Raw genomic sequence first — 16,201 nt, 5'->3', positions numbered from 1 at the left:
GCCCTCACTCCTCGCCGAGGACCATCCACTTCTCCGGCTTCTCCATCGGCACGAACCCAACCTTGGCGTAGACCTCGTGGGCGTCCGCCGTGGCCAGCATGACGCGGCGCAGCCCGTAGGGGGCGAGGTGGTCGCGGACGGCGGCGGCCAGGGCCGTGCCGAGCCCCCTGCCACGGGCCGAGGGCTCGATGTACACGTCGCAGAGCCAGGCGAAGGTGGTCCGGTCGGTGACCACCCGTGCGTAGCCGAGCTGGGTACCCGCAGCCCGGTCGTAGACACCGAAGTTGAGGGAGGCGGCGATCGCGGAGTCCTGCTTCTCCCGGGGGCGGCCGCGTGCCCAGTAGGCGTCCTGGGACAGCCACCGGTGGATCAGTTCGGCATCGAGGCGCGCCGGGTCCGTCGAGATCTCGTAGCCGTCGGAGAGGTCATTCGTCATACCGGAATCCAACCAGGCCGGGCCCCCACCGATCCAGGTGCGGGCCCGGTAGCCGGGCGTCCGGCCACCGCCGCGCGGGCGCGCGTCAGAGGGTGATGGTCTTGTACTCGGTGTAGGTGCCGAGGCCGACGGCGCCGAACTCGCGGCCGATGCCGCTGGCCTTGAAGCCGCCGAAGGGGCCGTCGAAGCCGACACCGGCCCCGTTCACGGTCACCGTGCCGGTCCGGATCCGGCGGGCGACCGCCAGGGCGTGCTCCTCGTCGGCGGACCACACGCCGCCCGACAGGCCGTACTCGGAGTCGTTGGCGATGCGGACGGCGTCGTCCTCGTCCTCGTAGGGGATGACCACCAGGACGGGGCCGAAGATCTCCTCCTGGGCGATGCGCATGGCGTTGTCCACGTCGGCGAAGAGGGTGGGGGTCACGTAGTTGCCGCCCTCCAGCCCCGCCGGGACCTCGGGGCCGCCGGTGACGAGGCGGGCGCCCTCCTCGATGCCGATCGCGATGTACCGGCGGACGCGCTCCTGCTGGTCGGGGCGGATCATCGGTCCGATGAAGGTGTCCGGGTCCGCCGGGTCACCGACCTTCAGGGACTCGACGAGCGCCTTGAGTTCCGCGACCACCTCCTCGTAGCGGCTGCGCGGGGCCAGGACGCGGGTCTGGGCGATGCAGGACTCGCCGTTGTTGAGCAGGGAGGAGAACTTCAGCCCCTGCACCGCCCGGTGGATGTCGGCGTCGGCCAGGATGACGGCCGCGGACTTGCCGCCCAGCTCCAGGCTGACCCGCTTGAGCTGCTCCCCCGCGATCGCGGCGATGCGCCGGCCGGCCGGGGTCGAGCCGGTGAAGGCGATCTTGTCGACCTCGGGGTGGGAGATCAGGTACTCGCTGGTCTCGCGGTCGGCGGGCAGCACGCTGATCACCCCGGCGGGCAGCCCCACCTGGGCCAGCAGGTCGGCGAGGAGGCCCATGCTGAGCGAGTTCTCCGGCGAGACCTTCAGGACCACCGAGTTGCCGGCGAGCAGCGCCGGGATGATCTTCGTGGTCGCGGAGGAGAAGGGCGAGTTCCACGGGATCACGGCGGCCACCACGCCGACGGCCTCACGACGGACCACGCTCCGCACCGGCGAGGCCGGGTCGGAGGGCGGCAGGGTCTCCTCCCACCCGAACTCCTCCGCCGCCTTCAGGTAGGCGTTGGCCTGGCGGGTCAGGCCCGGCTGGCCGGCCCGGGTGAACCAGCCCGCGGAGCCGTTCTCGGCGGCGATCAGGGCAGCGATCCGCTCCGCCTGCCGCTCGCGCAGCGCGTTGAAGCGCCGCAGCACCGCCACGCGCTCCAGCGGCGGGGTGTCGCGCCAGGTGCCCTCGACGAACGCGGCCCGGGCCGCCGCCACCGCACGGTCGACGTCCGCCCGCCGGGCCTGCGCGGCGCGGCCGATCACCGTCCGGTCGTGCGGGGACCGGATGTCGAGCAGGGCGGCCTCTTTCGGCTCGGTCCAGGCGCCTGCGATGAAGAGCCGGTCATAGACGATCACGCTTCCACTCCTTCGCTATCTGTCACCCAACAGTAGCACTTACTCGCTGTTTCAGCTCGCTGTGGTGGCATTTGTTGGCGGGGTGGTGCCGGCGGTCCGTCCGACCGCCGAGGTCCGATGCCGCGCGGACCGGGGGCCTCGCCCCGTCACGACGGTTCCGCACGGCGTCGGCGCGCGGCATCAGTCATTCGACTGCGGACCCGGAGACACCCGGAGGGGCGCGGCGCGGCCGCCGCCCCGACCGTCAACTGACTGATGTGCCGGCCCGCCGGGAACGGAAGAGTGCGGTGCGCCGGACGGGACGGACACCCGCCCCGTCCGGGGACACATCCGCGTCACACGGAAGGCTCGACATGATCGACAGGCGTAGCTTCAACAGGGCCCTGGGACTGGGTGCCGGTGCGGCCGCGGTCTCGATGGCCACCCTGCCGGGCACGGCCACCGCCGCGCCCGTCCCCGGCGGCCCCGGCGGCCCCGGCGCGGCCCCGGTCGTGCCCACGATCACCCCGGGCACGCACACGTCCTTCCCGCGGCTGAAGCAGGCCGAGGCCGGGCTGCTGAACGTGGGTTACGCCGAACTCGGCCCGGCGCACGGACCGGTCGTGCTCTGCCTGCACGGCTGGCCGTACGACATCCACAGCTACGTCGACGTCGCCCCGCTCCTGGCCGGCCTCGGGTACCGCGTGATCGTCCCCTACCTGCGCGGACACGGCACCACCCGGTTCCTGTCGCCCCGGACCTTCCGCAACGGCCAGCAGGCCGCCATCGCGATGGACGTCATCGCCCTGCTGGACACCCTCCGGATCGACCGCGCCGTGGTGGCCGGGTTCGACTGGGGGTCCCGGACCGGGGACGTCCTCGCGGCCCTGTGGCCCGAACGGGTCAAGGGCCTGGTGTCGGTGAGCGGCTACCTCATCACCAACCGCCAGGCGCAGCTGGACCCGATCGCGCCGGCGGGCGAGCACACCTGGTGGTACCAGTACTACTTCGCCACCGAGCGCGGCAGGAAGGCCATGGAGGACAAGGGCCTGCGCCACGATCTGACCCGCTTCGTCTGGCAGCAGGTCTCCCCCACCTGGAAGTTCGACGACGCGACCTTCGAGCGCACGGAGGCCGCCTTCGAGAACCCCGACTACGCCGCGGTCGTGATCCACAACTACCGCTGGCGGCTCAGCGTCGCCGACGGGGAGCGCCGCTACGACCGCTACGAGGACCGGCTGGCCCTGAAGCCGACCATCGGGGTGCCGACGATCACCCTCGACCCCGCGCTGGACCCGTTCACCGCTCCCGGCGACGGCGCCTCGTACCGGGCCATGTTCACCGGGAAGTACGAGCACCGGACGCTCGGCGGCATCGGCCACAACCTGCCCCAGGAGGCGCCGACCGCGTTCGCCCAGGCCGTCGTGGACGTGGACCACTTCTGACGGCGCGCCGCCGGGAGGGGACCGGCCCCCTCCCGGCGCAGGTCCCCGCACTACTGACACAGCGACGAGGTGGTTGCGAGCCGAAGCTGCACACCGCCGCTAGACTCCCCCCGTGAGAGCTGACGCCGCGCGGAACATCGAAGCCGTCCTGACGACGGGAGCGCGGATGCTGGCCGCCGACCCGGGCGCGAGCATCGCGAGCATCGCGGCCGAGGCGGGGGTGGACCGGCGGACCGTCTACCGGCGCTTCAGCTCCCGCGAGGACCTCCTCACCGCGATCCACTCCGCCCGCCTGGACGCCGTCGAGCGGGCCATCGCCGACGCCCGTCTGCGCGAGGCCCCCGTCGCCGTGGCCCTGCACCGCTACGTGGAGAACGTCATCGAGGTCAACCGCGCCTGGCCGGTGGACCTGGCCCGGATGCTCGCCGACGAGGAGACCCGCAGGCGCCGCGACAGCTCCGTCGCCGAGGTCGGGGACTTCCTCCGACGCGCCGTCACCGAAGGGCTGCTGCGCCCAGGCCTCCCCGAGGGCTGGGTCGCCGCCCTGCTGCCCCAGCTCGTGCACCTGGTGACACGTCAGGCGCCCGACCTGGCCGCCGGACCGGCGGCCGACCTGGTGGTCGACACCCTGCTGCGGGGGGCCGGCGCGCCGTGACGCGCCCGGCCCGGCGCGGCGGCCCGCCCCCCGCGGCCGGTCCCGACCGATCGCCCACACACGGTGCTATGCTCGACGGCGGAAAACCCATCTGACGGAAAGCGTGGAGCAGACATGGCGGGTGACGACGACATCTCCGGGTGAGACCCGGTCCTGAAGCCGTCGGCGGGCATCGGTGCCCCGGGCCAACGGCTTCGTTCGTCGTTCCCCTTCCCCCTGTCTGCTCGCAGGCCGAGGTGTCTCCGCCTGCCCATCCTCCGGGTTGTCCTCATGTCCGATGCGTCCATCGTCTGCTCCCAGCTCTCCTTCTCCTGGCCCGACGACACCCCCGTCTTCCAGGACCTCTCCTTCGCCCTCGGCACCGGCCGCACCGGCCTGGTCGCTCCCAACGGCGCGGGCAAGAGCACGCTGCTCAAGCTCATCGCCGGTCAACTGACGCCCGCCGCAGGATCGTTGACCATCAGCGGCACACCCGGCTACCTGCCTCAGGACCTCCCGCTGACGGCGGACCTCGCGGTCGCCGACGTCCTCGGCGTCGCCGGGGTGATCCGCGCCATCGACGCGGTGGAGTCCGGTGACGTGGCCGAGGAGCACTTCACCGCCATCGGCGACGACTGGGACGTCGAGGAGCGCAGCCTCGCCCAGCTCGAACGTCTCGGCCTGGCCGGCGTCGGCCTGGACCGGCGGCTGGGCACCCTCAGCGGCGGCCAGATCGTCCAGCTCGGCCTCGCGGCGCAACTGCTCAAGCGGCCCGACGTGCTGCTGCTCGACGAACCCACCAACAACCTCGACCTCGCCGCCCGCCACCGGCTCCACGGCGTCCTGGAGGACTTCTCCGGCTGCCTGCTGCTGGTCAGCCACGACCGTGCGCTGCTCGACCGGATGGACCGGATCGCCGAGCTCGACTCCGGCGAACTGCGGCTGTTCGGCGGCAACTTCACCGCATACGAGCAGGCCGCGGAGGCCGGGCGCGAGGTCGCGGCCAAGAACATCCGCAACGCCGAACAGGAACTCAAGCGGGAGAAGCGGGAGTTGCAGCAGGCCCGGGAGCGCGCCGACCGCCGGGCCAGCAACGCCGGCCGCAACCTCAAGAACGCCGGTCTGCCCCGCATCTTCGCCGGGACCATGAAGCGCGGCGCCCAGGAGTCCGCAGGACGCGCCGGCCAGGTCCACGCGGCCCGCCTCGGCGAGGCCAGGGCCCGGCTCGACGAGGCCGAGCGCGCCCTGCGCGACGACCAGCGCCTGACCCTGGACCTGTCCGGCACCCGGGTGCCGAGCGGGCGCGACCTCTTCGTCGGCGAGAACCTCCAGGTGCTGCGCGGCGGCACGCCCCTGTTCGCTGGTGGCGGCGTCGATCTGACCGTCCGCGGGCCCGAGCGGATCGCCCTGCTCGGACAGAACGGAACCGGCAAGACCACCCTCCTGCGCCTGCTGGTCGGGGACCTCGCCCCCGACGGCGGACGGCTCAGGCGCTCGGACGGCCGGGTCGCCTATCTCTCCCAGCGGCTGGACCTGTTGGACCCGGACCGCAGCGTGGCGGAGAACTTCGCGGCGGCCGCGCCGGAGCTGCCGGCGCCCGAGCGGATGAACGTGCTCGCCCGCTTCCTCTTCCGCGGCGCCCGCGCCCACCTCCCGGTCGGGGTGCTCTCGGGCGGCGAGCGGCTGCGCGCCACCCTGGCCTGTGTGCTGTGCGGCGACCCCGCGCCCCAGTTGCTCCTCCTCGACGAGCCGACCAACAACCTCGACCTGGTGAGCGTCGGACAGCTCGAAAGCGCCCTCACCTCCTACCAGGGCGCCTTCGTCGTGGTCAGCCACGACGAGCGCTTCCTGGCCGGCATCGGGGTGGACCGGTGGCTGCGGCTGGCCGGCGGCACGCTGGAGGAGGTGGCCGCGCCCGAGGCGTGAGACCCGTTCAGGTCCGGCCGGCGCGAAGGGACGGCGCCGGCCGGGCCCGCGAGGTCACCCGGGCCACACGGCTGCGCCGCGCCCGCCCGGGCGCTGGCCCTGATTTCGCCCTCGCCCCCGTGATGGCGTACAGTCGGGTTCACCGACGCGGGGTGGAGCAGCTCGGTAGCTCGCTGGGCTCATAACCCAGAGGTCGCAGGTTCAAATCCTGTCCCCGCTACGACGAAGGCCCGGGGTCGGCGCACAGTGTGCGCCGACCCCGGGCCTTGTTCGTTCACCCGGCCTGCCGGTCCGACCGGCAGGCCGGGTGGCTTCCCGCCCGCCCCCGGCGACCGGCCGGCGCCTCACCCCACCGGTCGGTGCGGGCGGCTGCCGGGGTCCTCGTCCATGGCGAGTTCGGGTTCCAGGCCCTCCGGGAGCCTCGGCGTGCGGAGGCCGCTCTCCCGCCGCCAGGCCTCGAACGCCCAGGCGGTCGAGGCGACCAGCGCGAACCCGAGCAGCCAGCCGCCGAGGACGTCGCTGACCCAGTGCACGCCGAGGGCGATCCTGGTCAGGCCCGTCCCGAGCACGGTCACCGCGGCGATCGCCCAGGCCACCGGGCGGGCCCGCCGGGGCACGACCGGCAGGAGCACCAGCAGCAGGATCGCGCACGAGGCCATGGCGGTCATGGCGTGCCCCGACGGGAAGGAGAAGCCCGGCGCGTGGGCGACGGGATCGGGCAGCCGGGGCCGGACCCGGGCCACCGTGACCTTGACCAGCAGGCCGGTCAGTCCGGCGGCCAGCTCGGTGAGGGCCGCCCACAGGGCCAGCCGCCAGGCCCGCCGCCACAGCAGCCAGCCGACGGTGGCCGCCACCAGCAGGCGCATCGTGACCGGGTCCCAGACCCAGTTGCTCAGCACCCGCGTGGTCTCCAGCAGGAGCGGGTGGTGCCGGACGGCTTCGTTCAGGTGCACCGCCGCCCCGGCGTCCAGCTCGCGCAGCGGCTCCCAGCCGGCCTCGATCAGCACCAGCAGGACGGCGGCCGGCACCGCCGCCACGGCGAACGCCAGGACGGCCCCGAGCAGGCGCTCCCCGAAGCGCCGGTCGGCCCGGCGCTGGGAGAAGCGGCGCCGGGTGATCCAGCGCCGGGAGAGGCGGCGCAACGCGGGGACCCGGGTACGGGCGGGGCTTCGGTGCGGCCTCCGGTCAGCTGTCATCACGGCTCGTCTACCCACGACCTGCGCAATCATCCTCGGGGTCGGGCAGCACCGGCTCCTCGACGCCCGCCCGGTCGGCCTCCAGCTGCGCGGCGAAGGCGATCCCGAGGAAGAGCGCGATCGCGGTCAGGTAGGCCCACATCAGGAGCGAGATGATCACGCTCAGCGGCCCGTACACCGCGTCGATCGAGTTGCTCAGCCGCAGGTACAGGCCGAGCAGCGCGGTCAGGCCGACCCACAGCACCAGGTACACGGCGGCGCCGAAGGCGAGCCAGGTGTGGCCGGGCTGTCGGCGGCGCGGTGCCCGGTGGAAGATGACGCTCGCGGACAGCAGGGCGAGCACGATGCCGGCCGGCCACCGCAGGACCGCCCAGACGAGGGCCTCCCGATGGGTCCCCGGCCCGCCCGCCTCGACGACCGCCGCGGCGATCTCCCGGCCCGCCACCAGCAGGACGAAGCCGAGGCCGAGCGGCAGACCGGCCAGCACGGCCATCAGCAGTCCGCGCGCGTACTTGCGGTGGAAGGGCCGGTCGCGTTCGATGCCGTAGATCCGGTTGGCCCCGCGCTCGATCTGGCACATCGCGGTGGCGACGTTGACGAGGGAGAACACGGCGCCGCCCCACAGGGCGACGCTCCCGCCGTCCCCCGCGCGCTCGCGGCCGCTCCGCAGGACCTGGTCGACCAGGTCGGAGCTCGGGCCCGCGGTGAGCCGGGCGATGGTCAGCTCGGTCACCCGGCCGAGCCACTGGGTGTGCAGCACGGACGAGAGGCCGACCACCGCGATCGCGAACGGGACGAGGGCGAGCACGGTCTGGAAGGCGAGGGCCCGGGCGTGGCTGAAGCCGTCGGCGTAGCGGAAGCGCAGGAAGGCGTCCCTGAGCAGCTGCCACCGGCCGTACGCGCGCAGCGTCGTGACGGCCTCGTCGGCGGAGAGCTCCTCGGGCTCGCGGCCGCGGTGGCCGACGCGGGTGGCGGTTCCCACTCAGCTGCTCCGTTCGGCCGGGACGGGATCGGCTCCGACCGGGTGGGACCCGTCGACCGCAGCCCCGTCACCCGCGGCTCCGTCGCCCGGGGGCCCGCCGACCGCAGCTCCGCCGACCGGGGGCCCGCCGGCCGTCGGCGTGTGGACCAGCAGGGCGCCGGGCCGGACGGCCAGCCGCAGGGTGCGGCCGGCCGGCAGGCACTCCCCGTCGAGCTCCCGCGGCTGGTCCCGGTCGGCGGTGAGGTGGATCCGGCGCGCCTGGAAGTGTTCGAACGGCGCCGACCCGCCCCCCGCGCCGGTCCGCCCGGTGAGCAGCCGCGCTGCCGCCGCCGGCCAGCCGGCGAGGCCGCGCGGGTGGACCAGGACGAGGTCGAGCAGGCCGTCGTCCGGCCGGGCGCCCGGCAGCAGCCGGATCCCGCCCTGCAGCGCGCCGACGTTGCCGATCACGGCCATCGCGGCCCGCCGGTGGAGCGGGCGCGCGTCGTCCAGGGTGACGGTGAGCCGCATCCGGCGGTCGCCGAGGTGGCGGAGCAGCGGGGGCAGGTAGGCGGGCCAGCCCCAGCGGTTCTTCGCGCGGCGGCTGGTGCCGGCCATCGCCGCGGCGTCCAGGCCGATGCCCGCCATGGCGCTGACCACCGTGGCGGTGATGCCGTCGCCGTCGGCCAGGGCGAGGTCGATCCGGCGGGGCCCGCCGGCGAGGGCGTCCGCCAGCGCCCGCGCCGGGTCCGCCGGCAGGCCGAGGTTGCGGGCGAGCAGGTTCCCGGTGCCGCAGGGGACGATGGCCAGCGCGACGCCCGTACCGGCGAGGGCGTGCGAGCACGCCGTCACGGTGCCGTCGCCGCCGCAGGCCACCACCAGGTCGGCCCCCGCGGCGACCGCGGCCGCCGCGGCGCCCCGGCCGGGGTCGGCCTCGCTGGTGGCGGTTCTGGTCGGCGCCGCCCAGCCGTGGCCGGCGAGGACGCGGTCGATCCGGTCGAGGGTGTCCTCGTCGACCAGGACGGGGTTGAAGACCACCACCGCCCGGCCGGCGGACGGGTGATCGGGTACGGCTGCCACGGTGGTCTCCCTGGGGTCGGAGAGGAAAGCCCGCCACATGATCCAGAGCACGGCGCCGCCGTTCACCAGCCCGGCCAGCACGTCGGTCGGGTGGTGCATGCCGCGGTACAGCCGGCTGAACCCGACCAGCACCGGCAGCAGCGCCGCCAGGGCGCACAGCGGCAGCCGGAGCGGCCCCCGCAGGCGCAGGACGGCGAGGACGGCCAGTGCGCCGTACAGCGCGACCGCCGCGCCGACGTGGCCGGACGGGAAGCTGGAGGTCGGCGGTGCGCCGTCGAGCCGGGGCGCGGTCGGCCGGGGCCGGTCCACGCACAGGGTGACCAGCAGGAAGACCGCGGACTGGGCGGCCACGGAGCCGCCGAGGAAGGCGGCCTCGCGCCACCACCGGGCGCCCAGCAGCAGCGCGAGCACGGCGACGCCCGCCACGGCGATCACGGCCCCGGTGCTCGCGAGGACCGAGAGCCACGCGGTGACGGTGTCGAGGACGGGTACCCGGCCCGCGGCGAGCCGGTCGGTCAGCGCGTTCTCCCCCGGCCGCCAGAGGTGCAGCGGCGGGTGGGTGATCGTGAGACCGGCCAGCACCATGAGCACCGTCTGGGCGAGCAGTGCCGGTGCGATCGTTCGGAGCGGACGCCTTACCCCTGTGGTCACGTCCCTCGTCTGCCCGGACACCGCCGTTTCATGGCCGGGCCGGCGCATCCCGTCCGGACGGCGCCCTCCGGACGCCCGCGCCGCCTGCCCGTCCGGGCCCGCCGTCAGAGGTCGGGCACCGTCCGCCCGTCCCGGCGCCGCTGTCAGAGGTCGAGGTCGAGCAGGGCGTTGGCGACGACCTCGGTGAGGGCGGGGTGGATCCAGTACGGGGTGCCGGCCAGGGTGGGGACGTCGATGCCGAGGCTCATCGCGACGACCAGGGGCTGGATCAGGGTGGACGCCTGCGGGCCGAGGACGTGGGCGCCCAGCAGGCGGCCGGTCCCCGGGTCCGCGATCACCTTGCAGAAGCCGGCGGTGTCCTCCAGCGCCCATCCGTAGGCGACGTCCGCGTACCGGCGGGTGGCGGTCGTGTAGTCGAGGCCGGCGTCCCGGCACTCCTGCTCGGTCCGGCCCACCTGGGCGATCTGGGGGCGGGTGAAGACCGCGGCGGGGACGGCGTCGTAGCTGGTGGCGATCAGGTCGTCGGGGTGCAGCAGATTGTGCGCGACCACCTGCGCCTCCCGGTTGGCGACGTGCTTGAGCGGTACGGGGGTGCACACGTCACCGAGGGCGAAGACGCCCGGCGCGGTGGTCCGCTGGTGGGCGTCCACCACCACGCGGCCGTCCTCCCGCAGGGCGATGCCGGCCCGGTCGGCGTCGATGGTGTCGCTGTTGGGGGTCCGGCCGACCGCCACCAGCAGGGCGTCGGCCTCGACCGCGGAGCCGTCGTCCAGACGCAGCCGCAGCCGGCCCGGTTCCCCCTCCAGTCCGGTCAGCTCGACGCCGGTGCGCACGTCGAACGCGGAGCGGGCCAGTCGGGTGTAGGCACGGGACACCGACTCGTCCTGCGGGGCGAGCAGGGTCTCCTGCTTCTCGATGACCGTGATCCGGCTGCCGGCCGCGTGGAAGACGTGCGCCAGCTCGGCGGCGATGTAGCCGCCGCCGAGGACGGCCAGGTGCCGCGGCGGCGTCGGGCGCCGCATGATCGTGTCCGAGGTCTCGTAGGGCAGCCCGCTGTCGCGGACCGGCGGCGGGACCACCGGGCGGCTGCCGACTGCCACCACGACCCGGTCCGCGGTGATGTGCACCTCTCTCCCGTCGCCCTCCACCACCAGCGTCCGTTCGCCGGTGAAGCGCGCCCGGCCGCGGTGGACGGTGACGAAGTCCGAGCCGCGCCGGCCCTGCTCCCCCTCCGCGGCCTGCCCGTCGAGGCGCCCGAAGACGCGGTCGCGTACCCGTGGCCACCGCAGGACGCCCGGTGCGGCGTCCACGTCGAAGCGGCCGGCCTCCCGCACGGTGTCCGCGACGTCGGCCGTGTGGGCGAGCATCTTGCTGGGGATGCAGCCCCGGTTCAGACAGGTCCCGCCGAACGGCCCCTCCTCGACGACGGCGACGTCGAGGCCGCCGAAGCGGTCGTCGATCACCGTGTTGCCGGAGCCCGCGCCCAGGACGACAAGATCGTGGTGTGGCATGTCGGGAGGCTACCCCCGCGCGCCGCCCCGACACCGGAGTGCGGAGGGCCCGCCCTTCGGGTCGCGGACGGGGCAGCCGCGCGCCGGCCGGACCGGGCGGGTGAATCCCGGACCGGATCGGGCCATGCGGGTCCGGTCACCGGGTAGGCGCTGGAGGCCGCACGGACGCGCCGAACCGTCCCCGGCGACCTCACCGACCCCGACCGGCCCCCTGGGAGGACACCCGTGACACCCCCCGACAAGCACCCCGCGACCCGCCACCAGTCGCTGGCCGACCCCGTCGCCGCACGGGCGGGCTGGGACGCCGTGGACGTCCGGGCCGTGGACACCGCCCGGCTGCTCGCGGCCGACGCCGTGCAGCGCACCGGGAACGGCCACCCCGGGACGGCGATGAGCCTGGCGCCACTGGCCCACCTGCTGTTCCAGAACGTCCTGCGCCACGACCCCGGTGACGACCAGTGGCTGGGCCGCGACCGCTTCGTACTGTCCTGCGGACACACCAGCCTCACCCTGTACGTCCAGCTGTACCTCACCGGCTACGGCCTGGAGCTCTCCGACCTGGAAGCCCTGCGGACCTGGGGTTCCGCCACCCCCGGCCACCCCGAGTACCGGCACACCCGGGGCGTGGAGATCACCACCGGCCCGCTCGGCCAGGGGCTGGGCGCGGCCGTCGGCATGGCGATGGCGGCCCGCCGGGAACGCGGCCTGCTCGACCCGGACGCCCCGGACGGCGAGAGCCCCTTCGACCACCACGTCTACGTCCTCGCCTCGGACGGCGACCTCATGGAGGGCGTCACCGCGGAGGCGAGCTCGCTGGCCGGCCACCAGCGGCTGGGCAACCTGACCATGGTGTACGACCAGAACCACATCTCGATCGAGGACGACACCGACGTCTCGTTCAGCGAGGACGTCGCCGCCCGCTACCGCGCCTACGGCTGGCACGTGCAGACCGTCGACTGGACCCGTACCGGCCGCTACGTCGAGGACGTCGACGCCGTCCTCGACGCGCTCCGGGCCGCCCGCGCGGAGACCACCCGGCCCTCGCTGCTGGTGCTGCGGACGGTCATCGGCTGGCCCGCCCCCAACCTCCAGAACTCCGGCAAGGCCCACGGCTCCGCGCTCGGCGACGAGGAGGTCGCCGCCACCAAGGAACTGCTCGGCTTCGACCCCGCGCGCAGCTTCACCGTCGAGGACGACGTCCTCACCCGCACCCGCCGGGCACGCGAGCGCGGCCGTGAACTCCGCGAGGCCTGGACCCCGCACTACGAGCGCTGGCGCGACGAGCACCCCGAGCGCGCGGCACTGCTGGACCGGCTGACGGAGCGCCGGCTGCCGGACGGCTGGGCCGACCACCTGCCGGCCTTCCCCGCGGACCGGGAGGGGCTGGCCACCCGCGCCGCCTCGGGCCGGGTGCTCACCGCGCTCGCACCGGTCCTGCCCGAGCTGTGGGGCGGCTCGGCCGACCTCGCCGGGAGCAACAACACCACCATGGACGGCGAGCCCTCCTTCCTGCCCGAGGGCGTGGAGACCGCGGAGTGGAAGGGCGGCCCGTACGGCCGCACCCTGCACTTCGGGATCCGGGAGCACGCCATGGGGGCCATCCTCAACGGGATCGCCCTGCAGAGCCTGACCCGCCCCTACGGCGGCACCTTCCTGACCTTCAGCGACTACATGCGGCCCGCGGTGCGACTGGCCGCGCTGATGGAGCTCCCGACCGTCTACGTCTGGACGCACGACTCGATCGGCCTCGGCGAGGACGGCCCCACCCACCAGCCGGTGGAGCACCTCGCGGCGCTGCGCGCGATCCCCGGCCTCGACGTGGTGCGCCCCTGCGACGCCAACGAGACGGCCGCCTGCTGGCACGCGCTGCTGGAGCACCACGACCGGCCGACCGGCCTCGTCCTCACCCGGCAGAAGGTGCCCGTCCTCGACCGCGGGACCGGCGGGTGCGCACCGGCGGACGCCGCCGCCCGCGGCGGCTACGTGCTGCGCGACCCGGCCGACGGCGCCCCGCCCCGGGTCCTGCTGCTGGCCACCGGCTCCGAGGTGCACCTCGCGCTGGCGGCGCAGGAGCAGCTGGCCGGTGAGGGCGTGGCGAGCCGGGTGGTGTCGCTGCCGTGCCTGGAGTGGTTCGCCGCGCAGCCGCGCGAGTACCGCGACGGCGTCCTGCCGCCCGCGGTGGCGGCGCGGGTGAGCGTGGAGGCGGGCGTGGCGCTCGGCTGGCGCGAGCTGGTCGGCCCGCACGGCCGGATCGTCAGCCTCGACCACTTCGGCGCCTCCGCCGACTACCGGCGCCTGTACAGCGAGTTCGGACTCACCGCCGAGGCCGTGGCCGGGGCCGCGCGGGAGAGCCTCGCGGCGGCCGGCTGACGCCGGGTCCGCCCCGGTGCGCCCGCCCGTCGTGGGCGGGCGCACCGGGAGCGGGCGTCAGCCGGTCCACCGCCGGTGCCGGGCGCGCCAGGCCAGCGACGGCCCCGCTCCGGAGTCCGCCGCCGTGATCAGCAGCCCGCCGCACATCGACAGGTTCTTCAGGAAGTGGATGCGCTGCCGGGCGCGCTCCTCCTCGTCCTTGACCTCCCAGAACCGGTGGCCGGCCAGGGTGACCGGGACGAGGGTCGCCGCAAGCGCGAGGGCGGCGGGCCGGGTGAGACGGCCGGACGCCAGCAGCGCGCCGGCCACCACCTGGACCCCGGCGTTGAGGCGGATCGCCGTTTCGGGCCGGCGCGGAACGGCCGGGACGCGCTCGGCGAGCGGGTCGACCACCGGTTCGGCGGCGGCCTCCAGCCGGGCGGGGTTCAGTAGGGCGTCGGCGCCCCCGTAGAGGAACATCGACGCCAGCATCGGTCGGGCACAGGCTCGCAAGATGGACATACCCCGCGTCTTTCCCGTCCCCCGGCGGCCAATCCCCGTCGCGCGGGGCGTCCCGACGGGCGGCCCGGGGCTCGGCGGGGCACCTCGGGCTCGTTCGGGTGGGGCGGCCCGTCCGGGCGACAACAAACCGGCGAGGGCCGGTTGACCCGTCGGCAATCGGGCAGACGCACGGCGCGGGGGAAGAGCTCACAGAGCCCAAGGAGCGCGGCATGATCGTCCTCGGAATCATCCTTCTCGTCATCGGTCTCCTCACCGGCCTCGGCATCCTGTGGACGATCGGAGCGGTCCTCGTCGTCGTGGGACTGATCCTGTGGATCCTGGGAGCGGTCGGGCACGCCGTCGGCGGACGCAAGCACTACTGGTGACGGAGCCCGTCGACCGACCGGGCACAGCGCCGTCCCGGGGCCGCCGGGGAGGCGCCGGCCGTCTCCCCGGCCCCAGGGCCGGGCCCTCACGGGCGGGCAGCCGAGCACCCTGCCCGCCCCGTCCTCGACGCCGCCACCGGCACGGTCCCCCTGCACAATGCGCTGCGCGGACCGCGACATCGGCGGGCGGGCCCCGGCGGACCCTCAGGCCGGGCCGCACAGCCGCCCGGCGGTGTCGCGCGGGTGCGGGTCCCGCTCGCCTGGCGGGTGGAAACAGGCGATCACCGTCTTCCCCTCCCGCTGGCGGCGGATCTCCCACTCGTCGGCGAGGGCGTCCACGATCGCCATCCCCCGCCCGTTGAGCGCGTCGGTGCCCGCGCTGCGCGGCTCCGGCACCGCGGTGCTCCCGTCGTGGACGGACACGTGCAGGCACCGGCCGTCCCACACCAGCACCAGCTCGGCGCTGCTGTGGGCATGGATGTGGGCGTTGGTCAGCAGCTCGGAGACGGTGAGCAGGACGGCGTCCACGGTCTCGGGCGCGTCCCGCGTCCACGCGAGCGAGCGCAGGTGGTTCCGAGTCCACCGCCGCCCCGCCCGGACACCGCCCGCTATGGGGAATGAACGGGCCCATCCCGTGGCCCTCACCGACGCGTCGCCCATGGCCCGATCCTCCGTCCGTTTTCAGTCCGTATCCAGCGCCTGCCCCCAAAACCCGCCCCCACGCACCCGAGGGGCGGAGACCCGATGCCGGGCGGTGATCCTGCCCGTCGTCGGCCGGCGCCGGCGCCCTCCTGCGCCGCGACGGGGCGCGGCGGGCGCCCGGCCGGACCGGCACGCCCGGCCGCCGACGGCGGACGCAACGGCTTCCGGCCGCGGACAATGGCCGTTGTCCGCGGCCGAACTGCGGTTCCGCCCGTTCCTGTTGTGGACAACGTGAGCTCTCGCGAAGGTGGAGAGCCCGGCGGGACACCTCGACCGGGAACGAGCCCCGGAGATCGCGCACGGTTCCGGCGGCATGAGTGGAGGAAGCATGATGCGAAAGACTCTCGGCCGCTTCGCCGTGGTCACCGCGGCGATGGCCGTCGGCCTGGGCAGCGTCGTCACGACGGCCACCGCCCGCCCCGCGACACCTGCCTGTGGGAGCGCGCTCAACACCATCGACGACATCGCCGCCCAGGCCGAGCAGGCCATCAGCTACCGGGACAAGGGCAACGCCGCCGTCGGCCTCACGGACGCCGCCCAGCTGTCCTACGCGGCTCCGTGCTTCACCGAGGAGCTGCAGGACCTCCTCCGGAGGGCCGCATCGCGGTTCAACGATGCGGCCGGCACCCTGTACTACGACAACTGGGACGACGCCTACGCCAGTGCGGCCGCCGGGCGGGGACTGATCTGGCAGGCCCAGGACGCGAACCACTGACTGCGCGCCGTGGGAGCGGGAGCCGACGACGACTGACCTCCGCCAGGACGGGCCGGAAGGCTGCCCGCTCGGCCGACCGCGGCACCGTCGTCGGCCGGTTGAGCGGGCCCGGAAGAGGCTGGACAGCGGGACAGCGGTCCCGGCGGGGGCTCGGGGAGGGCGGGTCTGCCTATGCCGTGACCGTCCGGTGGGCTGTCGCCGCCG

At 74.7% G+C, this 16,201-nt stretch carries 14 protein-coding genes and 1 tRNA gene; 7 read left to right on the top strand and 8 right to left on the bottom strand.

Annotated elements, in window-relative coordinates; genetic code table 11:
- Positions 1-4: 4 nt before the first annotated feature.
- Positions 5-436 carry a GNAT family N-acetyltransferase gene (locus ACIF6L_RS12455; RefSeq protein ID WP_396489334.1) on the bottom strand — a complete coding sequence of 144 codons (432 nt, stop codon included), beginning with the start codon at positions 434-436 and terminating at the stop codon, positions 5-7.
- An 85-nt stretch (positions 437-521) separates the two neighbouring features.
- Complete coding sequence (locus ACIF6L_RS12450) at positions 522-1,964, bottom strand: aldehyde dehydrogenase (RefSeq protein WP_396489335.1); 1,443 nt, start codon at positions 1,962-1,964, stop codon at positions 522-524.
- Between the two features lie 353 nt (positions 1,965-2,317).
- On the opposite strand from ACIF6L_RS12450, the gene ACIF6L_RS12445 reads away from it, so the two are divergent.
- The 4 genes from ACIF6L_RS12445 (at position 2,318) to ACIF6L_RS12430 (ending at position 6,168) form a co-directional block, all read left to right on the top strand.
- On the top strand, positions 2,318-3,388 hold the full coding sequence (locus ACIF6L_RS12445; protein ID WP_396489337.1) for an alpha/beta fold hydrolase: 1,071 nt from the start codon (positions 2,318-2,320) through the stop codon (positions 3,386-3,388).
- 166 nt (positions 3,389-3,554) lie between these two features.
- Positions 3,555-4,043, top strand: coding sequence for a TetR/AcrR family transcriptional regulator (locus ACIF6L_RS12440; protein ID WP_396489477.1), 489 nt, complete (start codon positions 3,555-3,557; stop codon positions 4,041-4,043).
- Between the two features lie 270 nt (positions 4,044-4,313).
- On the top strand, positions 4,314-5,948 hold the full coding sequence (locus ACIF6L_RS12435; RefSeq protein ID WP_396489338.1) for an ABC-F family ATP-binding cassette domain-containing protein: 1,635 nt from the start codon (positions 4,314-4,316) through the stop codon (positions 5,946-5,948).
- A gap of 146 nt (positions 5,949-6,094) precedes the next feature.
- Positions 6,095-6,168 (top strand) — tRNA-Met (locus tag ACIF6L_RS12430).
- 124 nt (positions 6,169-6,292) lie between these two features.
- Here ACIF6L_RS12430 and ACIF6L_RS12425 read toward each other — a convergent pair.
- The 4 genes from ACIF6L_RS12425 to ACIF6L_RS12410 all read right to left on the bottom strand — a co-directional run bounded on the left by ACIF6L_RS12425 (position 6,293) and on the right by ACIF6L_RS12410 (position 11,344).
- A complete protein-coding gene (locus ACIF6L_RS12425; RefSeq protein ID WP_396489339.1) occupies positions 6,293-7,144 on the bottom strand; it encodes a phosphatase PAP2 family protein in 852 nt (283 codons plus the stop codon).
- 10 nt (positions 7,145-7,154) lie between these two features.
- Positions 7,155-8,126 carry a YihY/virulence factor BrkB family protein gene (locus tag ACIF6L_RS12420; protein ID WP_396489341.1) on the bottom strand — a complete coding sequence of 324 codons (972 nt, stop codon included), beginning with the start codon at positions 8,124-8,126 and terminating at the stop codon, positions 7,155-7,157.
- Positions 8,127-9,833, bottom strand: a complete 1,707-nt coding sequence (locus tag ACIF6L_RS12415) for a diacylglycerol kinase family protein (RefSeq protein ID WP_396489343.1) — start codon at positions 9,831-9,833, stop codon at positions 8,127-8,129.
- 143 nt (positions 9,834-9,976) lie between these two features.
- Positions 9,977-11,344 (bottom strand): mycothione reductase, encoded by a 1,368-nt coding sequence (locus tag ACIF6L_RS12410; protein ID WP_396489345.1) that lies wholly within the window; start codon positions 11,342-11,344, stop codon positions 9,977-9,979.
- A gap of 225 nt (positions 11,345-11,569) precedes the next feature.
- Here ACIF6L_RS12410 and tkt point away from each other — a divergent pair, with 225 nt between their 5' ends.
- Entirely contained in the window at positions 11,570-13,714 is a 2,145-nt protein-coding gene (gene tkt, locus ACIF6L_RS12405; protein WP_396489346.1) for a transketolase, read from the top strand.
- 57 nt (positions 13,715-13,771) lie between these two features.
- Here tkt and ACIF6L_RS12400 read toward each other — a convergent pair whose 3' ends face one another.
- Entirely contained in the window at positions 13,772-14,215 is a 444-nt protein-coding gene (locus ACIF6L_RS12400) for a DoxX family protein (protein ID WP_396489348.1), read from the bottom strand.
- A gap of 209 nt (positions 14,216-14,424) precedes the next feature.
- Between ACIF6L_RS12400 and ACIF6L_RS12395 the strand changes: the two genes are divergently transcribed.
- Positions 14,425-14,580 carry a DUF6131 family protein gene (locus ACIF6L_RS12395; protein WP_329485492.1) on the top strand — a complete coding sequence of 52 codons (156 nt, stop codon included), beginning with the start codon at positions 14,425-14,427 and terminating at the stop codon, positions 14,578-14,580.
- Positions 14,581-14,784: 204 nt separating this feature from the next.
- Here ACIF6L_RS12395 and ACIF6L_RS12390 read toward each other — a convergent pair whose 3' ends face one another.
- Complete coding sequence (locus ACIF6L_RS12390) at positions 14,785-15,240, bottom strand: ATP-binding protein (protein WP_359808858.1); 456 nt, start codon at positions 15,238-15,240, stop codon at positions 14,785-14,787.
- Positions 15,241-15,610: 370 nt separating this feature from the next.
- Between ACIF6L_RS12390 and ACIF6L_RS12385 the strand changes: the two genes are divergently transcribed.
- On the top strand, positions 15,611-15,997 hold the full coding sequence (locus ACIF6L_RS12385; protein WP_396489350.1) for a hypothetical protein: 387 nt from the start codon (positions 15,611-15,613) through the stop codon (positions 15,995-15,997).
- Positions 15,998-16,201: the final 204 nt, after the last annotated feature.

The sequence above is a fragment of the Kitasatospora sp. NPDC086009 genome (genome assembly GCF_044540385.1).
GTDB lineage: Bacteria > Actinomycetota > Actinomycetes > Streptomycetales > Streptomycetaceae > Kitasatospora.
The sequence above is the reverse complement of the archived record's forward strand: the minus strand, read 5'-3'. Positions and strand labels throughout refer to the sequence as shown.

Coding starts and splice junctions, on each gene's coding strand:
- ACIF6L_RS12455 (WP_396489334.1), bottom strand. CDS start 436: ATGACGAATGACCTCTCCGACGGCTACGAGATCTCGACGGACCCGGCG.
- ACIF6L_RS12445 (WP_396489337.1), top strand. CDS start 2,318: ATGATCGACAGGCGTAGCTTCAACAGGGCCCTGGGACTGGGTGCCGGT.
- ACIF6L_RS12440 (WP_396489477.1), top strand. CDS start 3,555: ATGCTGGCCGCCGACCCGGGCGCGAGCATCGCGAGCATCGCGGCCGAG.
- ACIF6L_RS12435 (WP_396489338.1), top strand. CDS start 4,314: ATGTCCGATGCGTCCATCGTCTGCTCCCAGCTCTCCTTCTCCTGGCCC.
- ACIF6L_RS12425 (WP_396489339.1), bottom strand. CDS start 7,144: ATGACAGCTGACCGGAGGCCGCACCGAAGCCCCGCCCGTACCCGGGTC.
- ACIF6L_RS12410 (WP_396489345.1), bottom strand. CDS start 11,344: ATGCCACACCACGATCTTGTCGTCCTGGGCGCGGGCTCCGGCAACACG.
- ACIF6L_RS12400 (WP_396489348.1), bottom strand. CDS start 14,215: ATGTCCATCTTGCGAGCCTGTGCCCGACCGATGCTGGCGTCGATGTTC.
- ACIF6L_RS12395 (WP_329485492.1), top strand. CDS start 14,425: ATGATCGTCCTCGGAATCATCCTTCTCGTCATCGGTCTCCTCACCGGC.
- ACIF6L_RS12390 (WP_359808858.1), bottom strand. CDS start 15,240: ATGGGCGACGCGTCGGTGAGGGCCACGGGATGGGCCCGTTCATTCCCC.
- ACIF6L_RS12385 (WP_396489350.1), top strand. CDS start 15,611: ATGATGCGAAAGACTCTCGGCCGCTTCGCCGTGGTCACCGCGGCGATG.